The 20,942-nt window shown below is 67.6% G+C and carries 21 protein-coding genes; 14 read left to right on the top strand and 7 right to left on the bottom strand.

Annotated features, from left to right (window positions below; translation table 11 throughout):
* Positions 1-41 precede the first annotated feature (41 nt).
* On the top strand, positions 42-665 hold the full coding sequence (gene upp / locus TX88_RS10225; protein ID WP_044516517.1) for a uracil phosphoribosyltransferase: 624 nt from the start codon (positions 42-44) through the stop codon (positions 663-665).
* Between the two features lie 21 nt (positions 666-686).
* On the opposite strand, the gene TX88_RS10230 is transcribed toward upp, so the two are convergent.
* A complete protein-coding gene (locus tag TX88_RS10230; RefSeq protein WP_044516518.1) occupies positions 687-2,303 on the bottom strand; it encodes a phospho-sugar mutase in 1,617 nt (538 codons plus the stop codon).
* Positions 2,300-2,746 carry a MarR family winged helix-turn-helix transcriptional regulator gene (locus tag TX88_RS10235; protein ID WP_244438400.1) on the bottom strand — a complete coding sequence of 149 codons (447 nt, stop codon included), beginning with the start codon at positions 2,744-2,746 and terminating at the stop codon, positions 2,300-2,302. Before TX88_RS10235 ends, TX88_RS10230 begins: the two co-directional genes overlap by 4 nt.
* A gap of 109 nt (positions 2,747-2,855) precedes the next feature.
* Between TX88_RS10235 and TX88_RS10240 the strand changes: the two genes are divergently transcribed.
* On the top strand, positions 2,856-3,968 hold the full coding sequence (locus TX88_RS10240; protein ID WP_044516521.1) for an AbrB family protein: 1,113 nt from the start codon (positions 2,856-2,858) through the stop codon (positions 3,966-3,968).
* On the opposite strand, the gene TX88_RS10245 is transcribed toward TX88_RS10240, so the two are convergent.
* Positions 3,914-4,720, bottom strand: a complete 807-nt coding sequence (locus TX88_RS10245) for a purine-nucleoside phosphorylase (RefSeq protein WP_244438401.1) — start codon at positions 4,718-4,720, stop codon at positions 3,914-3,916. The two genes, TX88_RS10240 and TX88_RS10245, sit on opposite strands and share 55 nt — an antisense overlap.
* 47 nt (positions 4,721-4,767) lie before the next feature.
* On the opposite strand from TX88_RS10245, the gene TX88_RS10250 reads away from it, so the two are divergent.
* The 3 genes from TX88_RS10250 to TX88_RS10260 all read left to right on the top strand — a co-directional run bounded on the left by TX88_RS10250 (position 4,768) and on the right by TX88_RS10260 (position 8,174).
* Complete coding sequence (locus tag TX88_RS10250; protein WP_044516523.1) at positions 4,768-5,952, top strand: M20 family metallopeptidase; 1,185 nt, start codon at positions 4,768-4,770, stop codon at positions 5,950-5,952.
* Complete coding sequence (locus TX88_RS10255; RefSeq protein ID WP_044516524.1) at positions 5,949-7,115, top strand: M20 family metallopeptidase; 1,167 nt, start codon at positions 5,949-5,951, stop codon at positions 7,113-7,115. The genes TX88_RS10250 and TX88_RS10255 overlap by 4 nt, the downstream gene beginning before the upstream one ends.
* A 171-nt stretch (positions 7,116-7,286) precedes the next feature.
* On the top strand, positions 7,287-8,174 hold the full coding sequence (locus TX88_RS10260; RefSeq protein WP_044519276.1) for a type IV toxin-antitoxin system AbiEi family antitoxin: 888 nt from the start codon (positions 7,287-7,289) through the stop codon (positions 8,172-8,174).
* Between the two features lie 72 nt (positions 8,175-8,246).
* On the opposite strand, the gene TX88_RS10265 is transcribed toward TX88_RS10260, so the two are convergent.
* Complete coding sequence (locus tag TX88_RS10265; RefSeq protein ID WP_044516526.1) at positions 8,247-8,714, bottom strand: gamma-glutamylcyclotransferase family protein; 468 nt, start codon at positions 8,712-8,714, stop codon at positions 8,247-8,249.
* Positions 8,715-8,755: 41 nt separating this feature from the next.
* Between TX88_RS10265 and TX88_RS10270 the strand changes: the two genes are divergently transcribed.
* From TX88_RS10270 to TX88_RS10285, 4 genes are read left to right on the top strand one after another with little or no spacing between them, the layout of a single operon-like run.
* Positions 8,756-10,171 (top strand): NAD(P)H-quinone dehydrogenase, encoded by a 1,416-nt coding sequence (locus tag TX88_RS10270; RefSeq protein WP_044516528.1) that lies wholly within the window; start codon positions 8,756-8,758, stop codon positions 10,169-10,171.
* Between the two features lie 42 nt (positions 10,172-10,213).
* Entirely contained in the window at positions 10,214-11,959 is a 1,746-nt protein-coding gene (locus TX88_RS10275) for a glycerol-3-phosphate dehydrogenase/oxidase (protein WP_044516529.1), read from the top strand.
* A gap of 53 nt (positions 11,960-12,012) precedes the next feature.
* Positions 12,013-12,855: a pseudouridine synthase gene (locus TX88_RS10280; protein WP_110917919.1), complete on the top strand. Its 843-nt coding sequence runs from the start codon at positions 12,013-12,015 to the stop codon at positions 12,853-12,855.
* A gap of 29 nt (positions 12,856-12,884) precedes the next feature.
* Entirely contained in the window at positions 12,885-13,655 is a 771-nt protein-coding gene (locus tag TX88_RS10285; protein WP_044516532.1) for an SDR family NAD(P)-dependent oxidoreductase, read from the top strand.
* Here TX88_RS10285 and TX88_RS10290 read toward each other — a convergent pair.
* Together TX88_RS10290 and TX88_RS10295 are read right to left on the bottom strand one after the other, a co-directional pair.
* Complete coding sequence (locus TX88_RS10290; protein ID WP_044516534.1) at positions 13,624-14,421, bottom strand: enoyl-CoA hydratase/isomerase family protein; 798 nt, start codon at positions 14,419-14,421, stop codon at positions 13,624-13,626. The genes TX88_RS10285 and TX88_RS10290 overlap by 32 nt on opposite strands.
* A gap of 9 nt (positions 14,422-14,430) precedes the next feature.
* Complete coding sequence (locus TX88_RS10295; protein ID WP_044516535.1) at positions 14,431-15,123, bottom strand: TetR family transcriptional regulator; 693 nt, start codon at positions 15,121-15,123, stop codon at positions 14,431-14,433.
* A gap of 71 nt (positions 15,124-15,194) precedes the next feature.
* Here TX88_RS10295 and TX88_RS10300 point away from each other — a divergent pair, with 71 nt between their 5' ends.
* Positions 15,195-16,286, top strand: coding sequence for a ferredoxin reductase (locus TX88_RS10300; protein WP_044516537.1), 1,092 nt, complete (start codon positions 15,195-15,197; stop codon positions 16,284-16,286).
* A 17-nt stretch (positions 16,287-16,303) separates the two neighbouring features.
* Positions 16,304-17,440, top strand: coding sequence for a fatty acid desaturase family protein (locus TX88_RS10305; RefSeq protein ID WP_044516539.1), 1,137 nt, complete (start codon positions 16,304-16,306; stop codon positions 17,438-17,440).
* On the opposite strand, the gene TX88_RS10310 is transcribed toward TX88_RS10305, so the two are convergent.
* Positions 17,430-17,945 (bottom strand): GNAT family N-acetyltransferase, encoded by a 516-nt coding sequence (locus TX88_RS10310; protein WP_044516541.1) that lies wholly within the window; start codon positions 17,943-17,945, stop codon positions 17,430-17,432. The two genes, TX88_RS10305 and TX88_RS10310, sit on opposite strands and share 11 nt — an antisense overlap.
* 80 nt (positions 17,946-18,025) lie before the next feature.
* On the opposite strand from TX88_RS10310, the gene TX88_RS10315 reads away from it, so the two are divergent.
* From TX88_RS10315 to TX88_RS10325, 3 genes are all read left to right on the top strand, one after another.
* Positions 18,026-18,646 carry a TetR/AcrR family transcriptional regulator gene (locus TX88_RS10315; RefSeq protein WP_044516542.1) on the top strand — a complete coding sequence of 207 codons (621 nt, stop codon included), beginning with the start codon at positions 18,026-18,028 and terminating at the stop codon, positions 18,644-18,646.
* 92 nt (positions 18,647-18,738) lie between these two features.
* Positions 18,739-20,061, top strand: a complete 1,323-nt coding sequence (locus tag TX88_RS10320) for a flavin monoamine oxidase family protein (RefSeq protein WP_044516543.1) — start codon at positions 18,739-18,741, stop codon at positions 20,059-20,061.
* A gap of 38 nt (positions 20,062-20,099) precedes the next feature.
* On the top strand, positions 20,100-20,939 hold the full coding sequence (locus TX88_RS10325) for an SDR family NAD(P)-dependent oxidoreductase (RefSeq protein ID WP_044516545.1): 840 nt from the start codon (positions 20,100-20,102) through the stop codon (positions 20,937-20,939).
* The last annotated feature ends 3 nt before the right edge of the window (positions 20,940-20,942 follow it).

Here is a 20,942-nt window from a genome sequence, read left to right on the forward strand (position 1 = left end):
TCCACCTGCACGGCAGCGGCACCGACCGTTAAGGTCAGCGCATGGATGTACGCGTCGTCGACCACCCCCTGGCAGCCGCGAGGCTGACCACCCTGCGGGATGAGCGGACCGACAACGCGGGGTTCCGTTCGGCACTGCGCGACCTGACCCTCATGCTGGTGTACGAGGCAACTCGTGACGCGGCATCCGAGCAGATCGCGGTGCGCACCCCGGTGACCGACACCACCGGTTCGCGATTGGCCAATCCACCGCTGCTGGTCCCGGTGCTACGGGCCGGGCTGGGGATGGTCGACCAGGCGCACGCCCTGATCCCCGAAGCGCAGGTGGGATTCGTCGGGATGGCGCGCGACGAGACGACGCATCAGCCGACGCCGTACCTGGCCTCGCTGCCCGAAGACCTGAGCACCCGGTCGGTGTTCGTGCTCGACCCGATGCTGGCGACCGGTGGGTCGATGGCCTACACGATCGATCTGCTGCGGGAACGCAACGCCGTCGACATCACCGCGGTCTGTGTGGTGTGCGCGCCGCAGGGGATCGCCGCGATAGAGAAGGTCGCCCCCGAAATGCGGCTGATCACCGCCACCATCGACGAAGGCCTCAACGAAGCCGCCTATATCGTCCCGGGACTCGGCGACGCCGGGGACCGCCAGTTCGGCCCGCGCTGAGGCCGGACTGAAGATTCGCCGCTACCAGCGCGCCGCGGCGTCGGCGAGGTCCTGACTGAGCTTCTGGGCATGGGCCCGGGCGGTATTCAGATCATCGGTCGGTGCGCAGCGGACTTCGGTGTAGGACTTGAGTTTCGGCTCGGTCCCCGAAGGGCGCACCACCACCCGGACCGACGTGCCCGCGTCGCTGCCGGTGAAGATCAGCGCGTCGGTACGTTGCTGGCCGCGCCGCTCCAGGAGATCGTCGACGGTGACGGCGATGCCGGCCAGCTCGGTCGGCGGGCCGGAGCGCAAGCGCGCCATCGCCGTCTCGGCGTCGTCGACGTGGCGGCTGACCGCACCGGTGACGTGCACGCCGTGCACCTTGGCCAGGGAGTCGAGGGCATCGAGCATCGTGCGGCCCTGATCGCGCAGTGCGGCCACCAGATCGCAGGCCAGGATCGCCGCTGTGATCCCGTCCTTGTCGCGGACCGAGGCGGGGTCGACACAATGCCCGATCGCCTCTTCGTAGGCGTAGACCAGGGTGGTGCCGGGCGTCTGGGCGCGGGCCAGCCATTTGAATCCGGTGAGGGTTTCGGCGTGCCGGGCTCCGTGCGACGCGGCGATGGAGGCCAGCATCCGGGATGACACCACCGTGCTCGCCACCAGCGCGGCTTCGCTGACCGGGCCGGGCTCGAGCTGGGACAAGATGTAATCGCCCAACAGCCAGCCGGTTTCGTCACCGGTGAGCATGCGCCACCCGTCCGGTCCCGGCACCCCGACGGCGCACCGGTCGGCATCGGGATCCAGTGCGATCGCGATCTCGGCGTCGACGTCGTCGGCCAGGGCCAGCAGTGCGTCGACCGCCCCGGGCTCCTCCGGGTTGGGGAAGCTGACGGTGGGGAAGTCCGGGTCGGGGTTGAACTGTTCCTCGACCACATGCACGTCGTCGAAACCGGCCAGGGCCAGTGCGTCAAGGGCGTATTCGCCACCGACGCCATGTAGCGGGGTCAGCGCGACCCGCACGGAGCCGGTGCTGCGGCGCACCCGCGCGGCCCGTTCCAGATAGCCGTAGATCTGCTTGCGGCCGCTGGTTTCCACTGCGGCCCTGCGGATCTCGTCGGCGTGCGGAGCCCGGGCCACTGCGGCCTCGATCTCGCGGTCGGCGGGGGAGATGATCTGCATACCGCCGTCGAGAAAGACCTTGTAGCCGTTGTCCGTCGGGGGATTGTGCGATGCCGTGATCTGGATGCCTGCCGCCGCGGGCAGGTGCCGCACGGTGTACGCGACCACCGGCGTCGGGACCGACGCCATCATGAGCAGGACGTCGAAACCCTCGGCGGCAAGCACTTCGGCGGCGGCGAGGGCGAATTCGTCGGACTGGTGCCGAGCGTCGCGGCCGACCACCACGTGGGACCCGCCCAGGCACCTGTCCTTGAGGACCTGGGCCAGCGCCCACGTGGTGCGCATGACGACGGCCAGGTTCATCGCATCGGGCCCACCCCGCAAGGGGCCGCGCAACCCGGCGGTGCCGAAGGTCAGCGGATGGCTGAATCGGCGGTCGAGCTCATCGGGACTGCAGGCGGACAGTTCGGCCGCGGTTCGCGGGTCGGGGTCATGTGCGATCCAATCGGCGGCGGCGGTCGCGATGGAGGTCATGGTCCAAGTGTGCCCGCAGCGGCGTCCGCGTACGCCAGCTTGCGCAGGACCGGTGCCACCAGCATCAGCAGGTCGAACTCCAGATCCGTCAGGTTCTCCCGCATGGTCGCGTGCAGCCAGGCGTCGCGTTCGGCGCGGTCGGCCTGCAGCAACGCCGTGCCTTCTGGGGTGATCTCGATGAGCTGGCGGCGACGGTCGTTGTCGTCGGGACGCCGGGCGATCAGGTCACGGCGGACGAGTTCGTTGATGCTGTCGGTCAGCGACTGCGCCCGCACGTGCAACCGGGCGCCCATCTCGGCCGGAGTGGTGGTTCCGCTGCGACTGGCCTCGCCGAGCAGCTCCAGCTGGCTCAAGGTCAGGCCGTGATCGGGACGGTGTCGCCGCATCTGGCGGGTCACCGCCATCATCGACTCACGCAGTTCAGTCGCTGATGTTGCAGACATAGACAAGTTATACCTTGGCATTGCCGCTTATCGGAGCATTAGCTGCCGTCCCGGACGCGTAAAGTGCAAAGGAATCCCTTACTATTTCGATAGGAGGTGCGAGACGGGGATGACGCGGATTCTGCGGTGGGTGCTGCTGGTCATCGCGACTGTCGCCGTCACCGTTCCGCTCAACCTCGTCGGCGTTCCGTCGGCCGCCCTGTTCGCTGGGCTCCTGGTGGGCGTCGCGCTGGCCTTGGCCTCGCTGGCCCCGGACCGGATGCCGCCCCCTGCCGGGGTGATCGCCCAAGGCGTGCTGGGTGTCTACATCGGAACGATGGTCCGTCAGGACGCCGTCGGCGCGCTCCGCTCGGACTGGCTGATCGTGCTCGTGATCTCCGTGGCCACGTTGCTGCTCAGCGTCTTCGCCGGTGGATTGCTCGGCCTGCACCGCGATGTCAGCCCGCTGACCGGGTCACTGGCGCTGGTCGCCGGTGGCGCGTCGGGCCTGGTGGCCATCGCCCGCGAACTCGGCGGTGACGATCGCGTCGTCTCCGTCGTCCAGTACCTGCGGGTGGCACTCGTCACCGCGACCATTCCGCTCGTGGTGACCCTGGTGTTTCACGCCGATCGGTCGCATCCGGCAGCCAACCCGGCCGGGTCTCCGGATCAAACCGATTCGGCACCTTGGTATCTCAGCCTGCTGATGTTGGCCGCCATCGTCGCTGTCGGCATCGTCGGCGGGCGCTGGGCCAAGCTGCCCGGCGCCGGACTCCTGGGCCCGCTGGCCCTGACGGTGGCACTGCAACTCAGCGGTCTGTCCTTCGGGCTGACGGTCCCGGTGCTGTTGGTGCAGGCGGCCTACATGGTGATCGGCTGGCAGGCCGGCATCGCCTTCACCCGCGAATCGCTACGCGCGATCGGGCGGATTCTTCCGCTGGCACTCACGCTGATCGTGGTGCTCGGCGCGGCCACCGCGGGCCTCGGCGTCGTGCTGGCCAATGTCACGGGAATGACCCAACTCGAGGGCTACCTCGCGACCAGTCCCGGCGGGGTTTACGCGGTGTTGGCCACCGCGGTCGAAACCGGTTCCAACGTCACCTTCATCATCGCCGCCCAGGTGCTGCGGGTCCTGCTGATGCTGTTCGCGGCGCCGCTGATGGCCAGGGTCATGGCCCGGATGGCAGGTCAGAGGCGTGCGATAACCGAAGCCAGCAGGGAACCCATCCGGGTCGCGGACTGACGCCCGGCCTCGAGCACCTCGGCGTGGCTGAGCGGCTCACCCGTCATCCCGGCGGCCAGGTTGGTCACCATCGAGATTCCCAATACCTGCAGGCCCGCCGCCCGGGCGGCGATCGTCTCGTGCACCGTCGACATGCCGACCAGGTCGGCGCCCAGGGTGCGCAGCATGCGGATCTCGGCCGGGGTCTCGTAGTGCGGGCCCGGCAACCCGGCGTAGACGCCCTCGGCCAGGGACGGGTCGATCTCCCGCGCCAGAGCCCGCAGCCTGGGGGAGTAGGCGTCGACCAGGTCGATGAACTGCGCCCCGACCAGCGGCGACCGTGCGGTGAGGTTGAGGTGGTCGCTGATCAGGACCGGCTGGCCGACCTGGTAGTCGGCACGCAGGCCGCCCGCGGCGTTGGTGAGCACGACCGTGGACACGCCCGCGGCCGCGGCGGTCCGCACCGGATGAACCACATGCTGCAGGTCATGGCCCTCATAGGCATGGATGCGCCCGGCCAGCACCAGGACCCGACGGTCGCCGACGCGCACCGAGTGCACCTGGCCGCCGTGCCCCTCCGCGCTCGGCGGCGTGAAGCCCGGGACCTCGGCCATCGGCACCGATGCGACCGGGTCACCGAGTTCGGCCACCGCGGGCGCCCAACCCGAGCCGAGCACCACCGCGACATCGTGGCGTTCGACGCCGGTGCGTTCTGCGATGGCTGCTGCGCACGCGAGGAGCGGATCTGGCACAGCTGCCTGGGAATCGGTCACGATAGGCGAGCTTAACGGCGATGAACACGCAGTGAGATACTGCGAGGATGCCGTCTGCCACCGCCTCGCTGAGCGTCGAGGAAGCCGTCAACCGGCATCGTGGCGACCTCATCGAGCTCTCTCATTCGATCCATGCCGAGCCCGAGCTGGCCTTCGCCGAGCATCGCAGCTGCGCCAAGACCCAGGCGCTGGTGGCCGATTACGGATTCGAGATCACCAAGGCGGCCGGCGGGCTGGACACCGCGTTCCGGGCCTCCTACGGCAGCGGCCCGCTCGTCGTCGGGATCTGTGCCGAGTACGACGCCCTTCCCGAGATCGGGCATGCCTGCGGACACAACATCATCGCCGCCTCGGCGGTCGGCACCGCGCTGGCCCTGGCCGACGTGGCCGACGTCCTCGGCCTGACCGTGGTGCTCGTCGGCACCCCGGCCGAGGAACTCGGCGGCGGAAAAGTGTTGCTGCTCGACGCCGGAGTCTTCGACGACATCGCGGCAACGGTCATGCTGCACCCCGGGCCGGTGGACATCGCCGCGGCCCGGTCGCTGGCGCTGTCCGAGGTGACGGTCAATTACACGGGCCGGGAGTCGCACGCGGCCGTGGCGCCCTATCTGGGGGTCAACGCCGGCGATGCGGTCACCGTCGCGCAGGTGGCCATCGGCCTGTTGCGTCAGCAGCTCATGCCGGGACAGATGGTGCACGGCATCGTCACCCACGGCGGGCAGGCCACCAACGTGATCCCCGGCCGGGCCGAGATGCGTTACACCATGCGGGCCACCGACATGTCCGCGCTGCGTGAGCTGGAAGACCGGATGGCCGGGTGCTTTTCGGCCGGGGCACTGGCGACGGGTTGCGAGCACCAGGTCACCGAGATCGCCCCGGCCTACGCCGAGCTGGCGCCCGACCCGTGGCTCTCGGAGACCATCCGTGCCGAGATGTTGCGACTGGGCCGTAACCCGTTGCCCGAGAACGTGGAGGCGAGTGTGCCGCTGGGCAGTACCGACATGGGCAACATCAGTCAGGTGATGCCCGGCATTCATCCGGTGATCGGGATCGACTCGGGTGGGGCCGCGATCCACCAGCCGGCGTTCACCGCCGCGGCGGCGGGCCCGAGTGCCGACAAAGCCGTGTTGGAGGGTGCAATCATGTTGGCCCGCACCGTGGTTCGGTTGGCCGAAGCCCCGGCGGAGCGAGATCGAGTGTTGGAAGCGCTGCACCGGAGGGCGGCCGCATGAGCGTGTTGCAGCATGCCGCTGCCCGCTGGTTGTCGGCCAACTACGACGAGATGGTGTCGTGGCGGCGGCACCTGCACGCCCATCCCGAGCTGGGGCGCCAGGAGTTCGCCACCACCGAGTTCGTCGCGCGCGTTCTTGCCGAGGCCGGACTGAACCCCAAGGTGCTGCCCGGTGGTACCGGATTGACCTGTGATTTCGGGCCGGAGGAAGGTCCGCGGATCGCGCTGCGCGCCGACATGGACGCGCTGCCGATGGTCGACCGGACCGGCGCGCCCTATGCCTCGACGGTGCCCAATGTCGCGCATGCCTGCGGGCACGACGCGCACACCGCGATACTGCTGGGCGCCGCGATGGCCTTGTCGTCGGTGCCGGAGTTGCCGGTCGGGGTGCGGCTGCTGTTCCAGGCGGCCGAGGAGCTGATGCCCGGCGGCGCGATCGACGCGATCAACGCGGGTGTCCTGAACGGCGTGAGCCGGATCTTCGCCCTGCACTGCGATCCTCGGCTGGCCGTGGGGCAGGTGGCCACGAAGCCCGGGCCGATCACTTCGGCCGCCGATTCCATCGAGATCACCCTGCACTCACCGGGTGGGCACACCTCCCGGCCGCACTTGACCGGCGATCTGGTCTACGGGCTGGGCACGCTGATCACCGGGTTGCCCGGCGTGCTGTCCCGTCGCATCGACCCGCGCCACGACACCGTCATGGTGTGGGGTGCGGTCAACGCCGGGGTGGCCGCCAACGCCATCCCGCAGATCGGCACCCTGGCCGGGACGATCCGCACCGCCAGCCGGGACACCTGGCTGACCCTGGAATCGATTGTGGAAGACACGGTTTCGGCCCTGCTGGCGCCGCTCAACATTTCCCACAGCCTCAACTACCGGCGCGGGGTGCCGCCGGTGGTCAACGAAGAGGTGTCCACCCGCATCCTCACCCACGCCATCGAGGCGATCGGCCCCGACGTGCTGGCCGACACCCATCAGTCCGGCGGTGGCGAGGACTTCTCCTGGTACCTCGAAGACGTGCCCGGTGCGATGGGACGACTCGGCGTGTGGAGTGGGCAAGGCCCACAGTTGGATCTGCACCAACCCACGTTCGACATCGACGAGCGTGCACTCGGTGTCGGCGTGCGCACGATGGTCAACATCATCGCCGCGTCTGCCTAGCTGTTTCCCTGCACCGCGAGTTCCCCTGCACCGCGAGCGACCGTGTCTGTACGGCGACACGCCGCATTTTGTGTACCGCACCGGTCGCTCGCGCAGTGGCGAAGCCACTTATCCACAGCTTCAGAAACTTTGACTATCGCTCGGCCATGACGAATGCCCACGATCGTGGGCATGGATCAGCAGCTGCAAACGATCTTCCAGGCACAGGGCGGCGTCGCGACCAATGCTCAGATCCTGTCCCGCATCTCACGACGTCAACTCCAGTCGGCAGTGAATTGCGGTGTGCTGGAACGAGTGTGGCAGGGCATCTACTGCCTCGGCGCGCCCGACTTGCTGACACGTCTGCGTGGCCTGGACCTGTCTTGCGGCGCCCGGGTCCCCGTATGCCTGGGAACTGCCGCGGCAATCCACGGGTTCGACATCGAGCAGCCTGCCGACCTGCATGTATTGGAACCGATTGGAACGCGATTGCGCTCCTGCGACGGATTGGTGGTGCACCGGCGTGACGGCGCTCCGCTCAACATCGTGCAGGAGCGGCTGGTGACGACCGCGAGTTGGACCGCGATCGAGGTCGCCCGCACGCTGCGGCGTCCGCGCGCCCTGGCAACACTGGACGCGGCGTTACGAAGCGGGACCTGCGCCCGGTCCGATCTTTGGCGCGCAGCCCTTGATCAGGCCGGCCGTCGCGGCATCGTCGCTGTTCGCAATCTGATCGCGTTGGCCGACGGACGTGCCGAGTCGCCGATGGAAAGTGAGGCGCGGCTGGGCATGATCGACGGCGGTCTTCCGGTGCCCGAAGTGCAGTACGAGGTCATCGACGGCAACGGCCAGGTACGCCGCCTCGACTTCGCCTGGCCCGAGCAGCAATTGGCTGTCGAGTACGACGGTGTGGACTGGCATGGCAGTCCCGACGCATTGCGGAAGGACCGTCGACGCACCGCGGCACTGATGGATGTCGGCTGGAGCGTCATCGCGATCGTGTTCGAGGACGTTCGGTATCGCCGAGGGGAGATGGTGGCGCGTATCAGCCGGCAGCTGCGCGTTGCCCAAGCCGCGTGAGCGACCGTTGCGGTACGCAAAATGCGGCGTGTCGCCGTACAGACACGGTCGCTCGCGGGGCAAAAAGAAGAGCTACGGACCGATGTTGCGGGCGGGTCGGGTGCGCAGATCGTGCACATATGTGTCCGGTGCCCCGGCGATCTCCGCGGCGTCGGCCATCACCCCGAGGTAGCGGGCCGAGGGCAGACCGCCCTCCCAGGCGTCGACCACGTACAGCCAGGCCAGCACCGGGTCGGTGGTGGTGTCCGACGACAGCCGGTCCACCCGGCAACGGATCTTCTTGTGGAACCCGAGCTCGGAACCTTCCCAGTGGTCCAGGCTCTGCTCGTCGGCTGACGTCATGTCGTAGAGCACGACGAACACCTTCGACAGCGGGTCTTCGACGACGGTCGCCAGAGCGCCTTCCCAGCCGATGTCCTCACCGCCGAATGTCAACCGCCAGCCATGCAGCCACCCGGTACCCGCCATCGGCGAGTGCGGAGCCCGCTCCTGCATTTGCTCCGGGTGCATATTTGATCCATACGCGGCGTACAGCGGCACGGTAAGACAGCTTAATCGGCGAAGTTGGTTAGGTTAGTCCCGTGGCTACCCGCATCGTGATCATCGGCGGCGGACCCGCCGGCTATGAGGCGGCGCTTGTCGCCGCTGCCCGCGGCCCGGAGGTCGCCCACGTCACCATCGTCGACTGCGACGGCATCGGCGGCGCGTGCGTGCTGTGGGATTGCGTGCCGTCCAAGACGTTCATCGCCTCCACGGGTGTGCGCACCGAGCTTCGGCGGGCTCCCAACCTGGGCTATTCGCTGGATTTCGAGCAGTCCAAGATCTCGCTGCCGCAGATCAACGAGCGCGTGAAGAACCTGGCCACGGCGCAGTCCGACGACATCGCCGAGCGCTTGCGCAGCGAGGGCATCGAGTTGATCGCGGGCCGTGGCGAACTGATTGACGACGTCCCGGGCATGGCCCAGCACCGGGTGAAAGTCACCGGCCCGGACGGCGTGGTCAGCCAGCTGACCGCCGATGTGGTGTTGATCTCCACGGGAGCCAGCCCGCGGGTGCTGCCCAACGCCGCGCCCGACGGGGAACGCATCCTCAACTGGCGCCAGCTCTACGACCTGGAAGCGCTGCCCGAACACCTCGTGGTGGTGGGGTCGGGTGTCACCGGTGCCGAGTTCGTCAACGCCTACACCGAGCTCGGAGTCACCGTGACGGTCGTGGCCAGCCGCGACCAGATCCTGCCGCACGAGGACTCCGACGCCGCCGCGGTGCTGGAGGAAGTGTTCTCCGAACGCGGTGTCACGCTCGTCAAGAACGCCCGTGCCGAGTCGGTGACCCGCACCGACAGCGGGGTCCGGGTCACCATGGCCGACGGCCGCACCGTCGACGGCAGCCATGCCCTGATGACGGTTGGTTCGGTGCCCAACACAAGTGGTCTCGGGCTTGAGCGTGTCGGCATCGAACTCGGGCCTGGCAACTACCTCAACGTCGACCGCGTGTCGCGGACCCCGGTGCCCGGTATCTACGCGGCGGGGGACTGCACCGGTCTACTACCGCTGGCCTCGGTGGCGGCCATGCAGGGACGTATCGCGATGTATCACGCCCTGGGCGAGGCAGTGGCCCCGATCCGGCTGCGAACCGTCGCCGCGGCGGTGTTCACCCGCCCGGAGATCGCCGCCGTCGGCGTTCCGCAGGCCGCGATCGACGATGGGTCCGTGCCGGCCCGCACCCTGACGCTGCCGCTCAACACCAACGCCCGGGCCAAGATGTCCAGCCTGCGCCGCGGCTTCGTCAAGATCTTCTGTCGTCCCGCCACCGGTGTGGTGATCGGCGGTGTGGTGGTGGCGCCGATCGCCTCCGAGCTGATCCTGCCGATCGCGCTGGCCGTGCAGAACGGCATTCCGGTCGACGAGCTGGCCCAGACGTTCTCGGTGTACCCGTCGTTGTCCGGTTCGATCACCGAGGCGGCGCGTCAATTGATGAAACACGACGACCTGGACTAGAGAATCGGGCGGATCCCACGTCGTCCACGTAGCCTGGGAATCGTGACTGACCCGATCTCAGCACCGGGCGACGGGCAAACCTTCCTCGGACCGCAGCAAAGGGCGCAAGCCTGGCAACGACTCGGCAGTGAACAATTCGACGTGGTGGTGATCGGCGGCGGTGTCGTGGGCGCCGGCGCGGCGCTCGACGCGGCGACACGCGGCCTCAAGGTCGCCCTGGTCGAGGCCCGTGACTTCGCGTCCGGCACCTCCAGCCGCAGCTCCAAGATGTTCCACGGCGGCCTGCGCTACCTCGAGCAGTTGGAGTTCGGGCTGGTGCGTGAGGCCCTGTACGAGCGTGAACTGAGCCTGACCACGCTCGCACCGCACCTGGTCAAACCGCTTCCGTTCCTGTTCCCGTTGACCAACCGGTGGTGGGAGCGGCCCTATGTGGCGGCCGGCATCTTCCTCTACGACCAGCTCGGCGGAGCGAAATCCGTTCCCGCGCAAAAGCATCTGACCAAATCCGGGGCGCTCCGATTGGCTCCGGGGCTCAAGCGCAGCTCGCTCATCGGCGGGATCCGTTACTACGACACCGTCGTCGACGACGCCCGGCACACCATGACCGTGGCACGCACCGCCGCCCACTACGGCGCCGTGGTGCGCTCGTCGAGCCAGGTGGTGGCGTTGTTGCGCGAGGGCGATCGCGTCGTGGGGGTCACGCTGCGTGATTCCGAGGACGGGGCCATCACCGAAGTGCGGGGCCATGTCGTGGTCAACGCCACCGGTGTGTGGACCGACGAGATCCAAGCCCTGTCCAAGGAGCGCGGCCGGTTCCGGGTGCGCGCCTCCAAGGGCGTGCACATCGTGGTCCCGCGCGACCGGATCGTCAGCGAGGTGGCGATCATCCTGCGCACCGAGAAATCGGTGCTGTTCGTGATCCCGTGGGGTACGCACTGGATCATCGGCACCACCGACACGGACTGGAATCTGGACCTGGCGCATCCCGCCGCGACCAAGGCCGACATCGACTACATCCTGGGGCATGTCAACACCGTGCTGGCCACCCCGCTGACCCATGACGACATCGACGGCGTCTACGCCGGGTTGCGTCCGCTGCTGGCCGGGGAGAGTGAGGAAACCTCCAAGCTCTCGCGTGAGCACGCCGTCGCGGTGCCCTCACCGGGGTTGGTGGCCATCGCGGGCGGGAAGTACACCACCTACCGGGTGATGGCGGCCGACGCGATCGATGCTGCCGCAGAGTACATCCCGGCCCGGGTGGCGCCGTCGATCACCGAGAAGGTCCCGCTGATGGGGGCCGACGGGTACTTCGCGTTGATCAACCAGACCGAGTTCGTCGGGAAGCATTACGGGCTGCACCCGTACCGCGTCCGGCACCTGCTGGACCGCTACGGCTCGCTGATCGGCGAGGTGCTCAAGATGGCGGAGGACAAGCCCGAACTGCTGGCCCCGATCACCGATGCGCCGGTCTACCTCAAGGTCGAGGCCTACTATGCCGCCGCGGCCGAAGGGGCACTGCATCTGGAGGACATCCTGGCCCGCCGGATGCGGATCGCGATCGAATACCCGCACCGCGGCGTCGATTGCGCCCGCGAGGTCGCCGAAGTGATTGCGCCCGTGCTGGGATGGACGGCCGAAGACGTCGACCGCGAGGTCGCCACCTACATCGCCCGGGTGGAGGCCGAGGTGCTTTCGCAGACCCAGCCCGACGATGAGTCCGCCGATGCCCTGCGCCAGGCCGCGCCCGAGGCCCGCGCCGAGATTCTTGAGCCTGTGCCGTTGAATTGAGAAAGCCCGGTTCCCAACGCTCTTCGCGCAGGCGGTCATCGCCGCCGCTGCCGGTGCGTGACGGACTCGGCCCGGCGCGGCTGCGGTTGTTGGGCGGCAATGTGTACGACGAGTTGCAGACGCGGTTCGGCATCGGCGCGAAAGTGCTTGCCGGAGAAGTGGTTCTGCCGGACGGGACGCCGGTCGATGCGACGACGACACTGCCCGCGGGTGCGCACGTCTACTTCTACCGGGACCTGGTCGACGAGGTGGAGGTGCCGTTCGACATCCCCGTCCTCTACCGCGACGACGACATCGTCGTGGTCGACAAGCCACACTTCCTGGCCACCATGCCCCGGGGTGGCCACGTCGCGCAGACCGCGCTCGTGCGGCTGCGTCGCGAACTGGACCTACCGGACCTGAGCCCCGCGCATCGGCTGGACCGGCTGACCGCGGGCGTGCTGCTGTTCACCGTGCGCCGCGAGGTCCGGGGCCAGTACCAGCGGCTGTTCGCCGAGGGTGGGGTTCGCAAGACGTATCTGGCCCGTGCTGACGGGGTGGCCACGGTGTCGTTACCTGCCACGCTGCGCAGCCGGATCATCAAGCAGCGCGGTCGGTTACAGGCTTTCGAGGAACCCGGTGAACCCAACGCCGAGACCTATGTCGAGGACATGGGGAGCGGGCTCTACCGGCTGTCGCCCCGCACCGGGCAGACGCATCAGTTGCGCGTGCACATGGCCTCGATCGGGCTGCCGATCATCGGTGACTCCTTGTATCCCAACGTGATCGACGTCGCGCCCCATGATTTCGGCAATCCGCTGCAATTGCTGGCCCAGCGCCTGGCGTTCACCGACCCGACCACAGGAGAGGACCGCGAGTTCGTCAGTGCCCGCGTAGTGGGCCGAAGCCTTGCGTGATCGGACCGCGGTGATGTTCTACTGACGGGGTGAACCGTGAGACTTTTGACCATCTGTTCGACATGACCGACCGGACCGTGATCGTCACCGGTGGCACCCGTGGCATCGGATTGGCTCTCGCCGAGGGTTTTACGCTGGCCGGTGCGCGCGTGGTGGTTGCCAGCCGCAAACCCGAGGCCTGCGAGCGGGCCGCCGAGCATCTGCGTGAACTCGGCGGACAGGCGATCGGGGTGCCCACCCACAGCGGCAACATCGACGACCTCGGCGCACTGGTGGAGCGCACGGTCGCCGAGTTCGGCGGGATCGATGTGGTGGTCAACAATGCGGCCAACGCGCTGGCCCAACCGCTGGGTGAGATGACGCCGGAGGCCTGGGCCAAGTCCTATGAGGTGAACCTGCGTGGGCCGGTGTTCCTGGTGCAGCACGCATTGCCGCACCTGAAGGCCAGCCCGAAGGCCGCGGTGCTGAACATGGTGTCGGTCGGGGCGTTCAACTTCGCGCCCGCACTGTCCATCTACGCCTCGGGCAAGGCCGCGCTGATGTCGGTGACCCGGTCGATGGCGGCCGAGTTCGCGCCGCTGGGCATCCGGGTGAACGCGATGGCCCCAGGACCGGTCGACACCGACATGATGCGCAACAACCCGCAGGAGGCCATCGATCTCATGAAGGGCGGGACCCTGATGAAGCGGCTGGCCACGCCCGACGAGATGGTCGGCGCGGCCCTGCTCATGTGTTCGGACGCCGGCAGTTACATGACCGGGCAGGTGGTCATCGTCGACGGTGGCGGGACACCTCGCTGACCTCGGCCAGGCTCCCGGTGCCGACGGACAGGATCTGACTGCGGTTCTCCACGTGCAGCGCTGTTTCCAAGCAGCCGGCGTCGAGGTTCGCCCAGAGCACCTGCTTGGTCGATTCCAGCCCGAATTTCCCGTAGCCGCAGAGGGTTTCAGCGATTTCGAGGGCCGCGTCGAGCAGGTTCGCGGTGTCGTCGACGATGCGGGTGACCAGCCCGAGCCGCAGCGCCTCCGGCGCCTCGACCGCACGCGCGGTGAGGATCAGGTCGAACGCCGGGCCCGCACCGATGATCCGGGGCAGGGTGTAGCTCACCCCGATGTCACAACCGCCGATGCCCAGCTTGATGAACTGCGTGCAGAACTTCGCCGACGGGCCGGCGATGCGGATGTCGCTGGCCGCCGCCAGGGCGAAGCCGCCGCCGTATGCCGCGCCGTTGACTGCGGCAATGACAGGTTGGCGGAGCCGGTGCAGTTTGACCGTCAGGTTCGCGATGCGTTCCTGCCACCGCATGCCCGAACGGGGAAATTCGGTGCCGCCGCCGGCCTCGGGCGGATTGGGATCGCTCAGATCCAGTCCCGAGCAGAAGCCGCGACCAGCGCCGGTGAGCACCACGACGCGGCACTCGTTGTTCGCCGCGATCGCGTCCAGGGTGGCGTGCAGGGCCTCGACCAGTTCGTAGGACAGCGCGTTGAGTTTCTCGGGGCGATTGAGCGTGATGACGGCGATTTCGGGCCGCGGATAGGCAACATCGAGTGGCTGTGCAGGGGGCATGAGCGGACCCTAGCCGGTGCTGCGCCACCCATTGACGCCAACGGCGATCATCCGTAGTTGTTTGACCGCGGTGCGGTGGATCGCCTCGACCGCCGCCGCGTCCCCGGCATCTTCGAGGCTCTCGGCTATCGAGATCATCGCGTTGACGAAGAGGTTGGCCAGGATGTTGAGATCCTCGCTGCTCCAGTCCTTGAGGCCGGGGAAGCGGGCCAGGTCGATCGCCAGCTCGGAGGTGATCAACCGGATCTCGGTGCGAATCGCGTAACGCAGCACCGACACACCGCTGGAACGTTCGCGGGCGATGAACCGCCAGTGCTCGCGCCGGTCGTTGAAACTGCCGATCAGAATCTCGGCGGAGGATTCGATGACGTGATGCGGGTCGAGCTTGCCGGCCCGTGCACCGCGCAGCATGTCCCGCAGGGATCGGAACGACTCGTCGATGAGGACCAGGCCGAGCGCATCCATCGAGTCGAAGTGCCGGTAGAACGCGGCGGGCACGATGCCCGCCTCCCGGGTGACCTCCCGCAGGGACAGTGCGCTGAAGCTGCGGTCTTCCAGCAGGGTCAGCGCCGCGGTGATGATCGCGCGCCGGGTGGCCTCTTTGCGTTCTTCCCGGGACAGCGTGTCCCGCGACCGCGACGACGATTCGGTCCGTCGCGTTCGTGACGTGGATGTTCGTGAATTGGGCGTACGTTTGTTCACTGGTGTGAACCCTACCACTTGCAGGGTTTTTATCGTTGACAGAGTCGGGTGTGCACGCGCACTGTGTACACATGTTCACTCAAACATTGGCTGAAGGTGTTGGCCGGCGGCTACTGTCCGGCCCGCGAATGAGTGCTCTCGCGAACCTGCTTACCGGCCCCCACGGAGTCGACCGCTACACCGAGCTGGTCGAGCCGACTTGGACCCGCGGCGACGCCCGGGCCAAGGTGGTGGCAGTGCGGCGCCAGACGCCGCGCAGCGTCACGCTGACCCTGGAACCGAATGCGGCCTTCGCCGGATTTCGGGCGGGTCAGCACATCAACCTCTCCGTCGAGATCAACGGTCGGCGCCGCACCCGGTGCTACTCGCCGGCCAACGCCGAAGGGGCGGGCCACCTCGAGTTGACCGTCGGCCGCCACGACGGTGGCTTGGTCTCGACCTACCTGTGTGACCACGCGTACCCGGGCATGGTGCTGGGGCTCGACTCGGTCGGCGGAGATTTCGTCCTGCCCGAGGCGCTGCCGCAGCGCATCCTCTTCGTCTCGGGCGGCAGCGGCATCACCCCGGTGCTGTCCATGCTGCGCACCTTGCGTGCACAGGGGTTCACCGGGGAGGTCGCGTTCCTGCACTACGCACGCGGCGCCGACGAGGCCTGTTACCGCTCTGAGCTGGCGGCCATGCGTTCGGCCCGGGTGCGGGTCCTGCACGGCTACACCCGCGACGGGGCCGTCGGTGATCTGGACGGGTACTTCGGTCCCGCACACCTGGCCGCTGCCTTTCCCGGCGCCCAGCCGGACGCCGTGTTCGTCTGTGGCCCACAGGCGCTGGTCGATGCGGTGCGGGAGTCGCGTCCCGACGCGCAATCGGAGAGCTTCGTCCCACCCGTGTTCGCCGCTCCGACCGGATCCACCGGAGGCACCGTTCGGTTCGCCGACAGCGACGTGGAGGTGACCGACGACGGTCAACCGCTGCTGGTGCAGGCCGAGGCCGCCGGCCTCACACCGGAAAGCGGTTGCCGGATGGGCATCTGCCACACCTGCACCCGTTTCAAGACCAGCGGCGCCGTCCGCAACCTGATCACCGGCGCGATCTCCACCGCCGACTGCGAAGACATCGAAATTTGCGTCACCGCACCCGTCGGTGACGTCGTCATAGACCTGTAGACCCGAAAGGCGCAGCCATGACTCACTACACCCTCACCCCCGAGCAGTTCGAAACCTTCGGCGCCGAGCTCGACGCCATCCGTGAAAAGGCGGTTGCCGATCTCGGTGAGCGCGACGCCACCTACATCCGCGACATCATCAAGATGCAGCGCAAGCTCGAGATCGGTGGTCGGGCGCTGCTGTTCCTGCCGCCTGCCTGGCCGGTCGGCACCGTGATGCTCGGACTGTCGAAGATCCTCGACAACATGGAGATCGGCCACAACGTCATGCACGGGCAGTACGACTGGATGGGCGATCCGGCGCTGCGCGGCCAGAACTTCGAATGGGATTCGGCCTGCCCGTCCAATCAGTGGCGGCACTCCCACAACTACATGCACCACACCTACACCAACATCGTCGACATGGACCGCGACATCGGCTACGGCGTCCTGCGGATGAGCGAGGACCAGAAGTGGAGCCCGTACTACCTGGGCAACCCGCTGTACGCCTTCCTGCTGATGGTGTTCTTCCAGTACGGCGTGGCCCTGCACGAGCTGGAGACCGAGCGGATCCGCACCGGTGAGATCAAGCTGCGTGACAAGAAGGACATGCTGCGTGAGATGTGGGAAAAGGTCCGCAAGCAGACCGTCAAGGACTACGTGGCCTTCCCGCTACTGGCCGGCCCGTTCGCGCCATTCGTGTTCGCGGGCAACATGACTGCCAATCTGATGCGCAACGTGTGGTCGTACACGATCATCTTCTGCGGACACTTCCCGGAGGGCACCCACGAGTTCACCATCGAGGAGACCCAGAACGAGACGCGCGGCCAGTGGTACTTCCGCCAGCTGCTGGGTTCGGCAAACCTGTCCGGCGGCAAGTGGTTCCACATCTTCAGCGGCAACCTGTCGTTCCAGATCGAACACCACCTGTTCCCGGACATCCCGGCGCACCGCTACGCCGAGATCTCCGAAGAGGTCAAGGAGATCTGCCAGCGCTACGGCCTGCCCTACAACACCGGCCCGATCCACAAGCAGTTCGCCTCGGTGGTGCGCAAGATCGTGCGGCTGGCGTTCCCGTGGGGCGGCAAGCCCAAGGATCCCGAGCCGGTCGCCGAAGAGCCTGCACAGGAACCGGCTTCGCAGCCGATCTGCGAGCCGGAACTCGTCAACTGCTGACCGTCAGGCTGCACTGCAGCAGCACCGTGTCCAGCCATCGTCCGTGCTTGTAGCCGACCGCACGCAGTCGCCCGGCCTCGGTGAAACCGTGCTTGCGGTGCAGGGCAAGGGATGCCGCCGCCTCGTCGGTGTCGGCCACCACGGCGATGACCTCACGGATGCCTGCTGCGGTGCAGCCCTCCAGAAGTCCTTGCAGCAGCAGGGCTCCGAAGCCGCGACCGGCGCACTGCGGCGTGAGGTAGATCGAGTTCTCCACAGTGTGCCGATAGGCCGGGCGCAACTTCCACGGTGAGCAGTAGGCGTAGCCCACGATCTCGTCGTCGAGTGTCGCGGTGAGGAAAGGCAATTCACGTTCGCGGGCCGTTGCGAGCCGATGCTCCCACTCCTCGCGATGCGGCGGGATCAGCTCGAACGTGGCTACCCCGGTCTCGACATGGTGGGCGTAGATGACGCTGATCGCGTCGAGGTCATCCGGTGACGTCGGGCGGACGACGGCGTTGGTCATGTTTTCACCCTAAGGGGCGTCTACCCGGTCGGTTGTCTGACTTTCTCCTAAGCTGTCGCTCAGTTGAGGAAGGGATTCCGATGGCCTACGTCAAGGCAGCCGAGCGTCACGAGCAGATCGTCGAGGCGGCGATCCGGGTGCTCAGCGACGTCGGCGTGCCGGGAACGACGCTGCGCGCCGTCGCGGCCGAAGCGGGTATCCCGCTGGGCACGTTGCACTACGTGTTCCCGTCCAAGGACCAGATGCTGCGCGCCGTCATCGCCGCGGTCATCGACGATGTCGTCGCCACCGTGCATGACAGCCTGCAACTCGACCAGGGTCTGGCGCACGCACTGAGCCACGGCGTCACGACGTTCTGGGACGCCCTGGTCGAAGGCGACGTCGGTGTGCAGGTCATGCAGTACGAACTGGCGATGTACTCCGTGCGCAGCGAGGGATCGGGGGGACTGGCGCGGCTGCAGTACGACCGATACACCGCGCTGGTCACGGAGTTCTGCGAACAAGCGGCGAACGCCGCCGGTGAGCGCTGCGCCGTGGACTTCGCCACCCTGGGGCGGCTCGGGCTCGCGATGCTCGACGGCTTGATCATCCAGTACGTGGCCAGCCGGGACGGTCAGCGCGCGCGCCGTGATCTCGACCGTGGGATCCAGATGCTGGTGACGCTGGCAGATCCCCAGCCGGTGGCGGGTCCGCGCGGCTAGCTTCCCCGGATCGGCTCCGGCGCGGGCTGTCGTCCGTGGCGGTTCCGTGCTATAAAAGTCGGACGGTTGACCGACTTAGAAACGGAGATCCGATGACGGCACCAGGCAGTGCGACGGACGCCACGGTGGTTGTGGTCGGCGCTGGAATATCCGGGCTGACCGCAGCCCGTGAGCTTCATCGCCGCGGCGTCGACGTGGTGGTGCTGGAAGCGGCCGACCGGCTCGGCGGCCGGACGATGAGCGAGACCACCGCACTGGGATCGACGGTTGACCTCGGCGGTCAGTGGATCGGCCACGATCACCACCGACTCATGGCGTTGGCCGACGAGCTCGACCTGACCCGGTATCAGATGCACACGGGGCCGATGCCGGGACTGATCGACCGCTCACGCCGGTTGTCGGTGGTCTCGCCCGCGGTACTCACCGCCGTAGCGGCCCTGGTGGGTGTCGAGGTGTTGTCTCGCACCGGCGTCCCGCAGCGATGGAGTGGCGGGACCGTGGAGTCGTGGCTGCGCCGGGTACCGGGCCGCACCGCTCGCCGGCTGCTGGAAGTGATTGCCGAGGTGTCCTGGACGGCAGATCTGGACCGGCATTCGGTGTACGCGATGGCGCGGATGATCCGCCTGCAGGGCGGGGTGCGCACCATGCTGTCGACCAAAGGGGGCGCGCAGGACTCCCTGCTCGTCGAAGGTATGAGAGGACTCGCCGACGGTTTGGCTGCCGACCTGGGTTCCCGGATCCGCTTGGGGCACAAGGTCGTATCGATCGGTCGCGACAACTCTGGGGTGACGGTGCAGACGACGGCGGGGGACTTCCGGGCAGCCAAGGTCATCGTCACGGTTCCGGCGCCCATGGCCGGCTCCATCGCTCACCAACCACCGCTGCCGTTGGAACGGGCTCGGCTCGCGGACGACACCTATATGGGTTCGGTCTACAAGGCCATCGCGGTGTACGAGCGGCCGTTCTGGAGGCAGGGTAGAGGCGGCGAGCTGATCGTCCTCGACGGTCCGGGCAGCGGTGTCTTCGACACCAGCCCGCCGGACGGTCCGGGCCACCTGTGCGTGCTCATCGGTGGACCTGCGGCCCGTGAACTCGATGGTCTGACTCCCGACGAACGGCGACGGGCTGTGCTGGAGCCCTTGGTCAGCCAGATCGGGCCCGATGTTCTCCGGCCGGTCAGCTGGCACGAGAAGTCGTGGCATACCGACGAATACGTCGGCGGTGGCTATATGGCGCTGCCCGTCGCGGGCTGCCTGGAGGGCCTCCTCCCGTTGCCCTCCGATCCCGTCGGTGACATCCACTGGGCGGGAACCGAAACCGCGGCCGATCACCCGGGCTACATCGAAGGCGCGATCGAATCCGGTGTCCGCGTGGCGCAGGAGGTTATCCGGGCGCTGTCGGCCATTCGCGACTAGCGTCGTCTTCTCCCGGTGGGTGGAAGTACCCTCGCGTCATGCCCTCAGTTCTTGTCACCGGAGCCGCCCGCGGTATCGGTAAGGCCATCGTCGAGCATCTGGCCGCCACCGGGTGGGACGTCATCGCCGGAGTCAGATCGCACTCCGACGGTGCCGCGGTGACGGAACTCAACCCGCAACGCATCTCGGCGGTGATTCTGGACGTCACCAATGCGGACCATCTCGCCTCGTTGCCTGCTGCGCTCCCGGAACGGCTCGACGCGGTGGTGAACAACGCGGGCATCGTGGTGGCCGGTCCGATCGAGACCCTGAGCCCTGAGGACTGGCGCAAACAGTTGGACGTCAACGTGATCGGCCAATTCGCGGTGACCCGGGCAGTGCTGCCGAAGCTGCGGGACTCCCGCGGCCGTGTCATCTTCATCTCCAGCGTGAACGGGCAACTGTCAGCGCCGCTGCTCGGGGCATATGCGGCGTCCAAGTTTGCCTTGGAAGCGGCAGCCGACGCGCTCAGGATCGAGGTACGCCCGTGGGGGGTGCGGGTGGCGGTGGTGGAGCCGGCGCAAACCGATACCGACATGTGGCGCACCGCCGACGACATGGTGGTGGAGCTGGAAACCTCGATGTCCGCAGAGCATCACGCCCTGTACGACAAGCACATTGCCGGGATGAAGAAGTTCATCCCGCTGTCGAAGAAGTTGGCGGTGCCGACTTCCAAGGTGGTCGCGGTGGTCGAGACGGCGCTGACCGCGCGCCGCCCTCGAGCTCGTTACGTGGTCGGTCTCGGGAGCAAGCTCCAGACGTCGATCATGACAAACATCCCCGCGGCACTGAGTGATCGCATCATTGCGGCGGTTGCCGGCGTCCCACGTAGGCCGTAGGGG

It is taken from the genome of Mycolicibacterium septicum DSM 44393 (assembly GCF_000455325.1).
Lineage (GTDB): Bacteria > Actinomycetota > Actinomycetes > Mycobacteriales > Mycobacteriaceae > Mycobacterium > Mycobacterium septicum.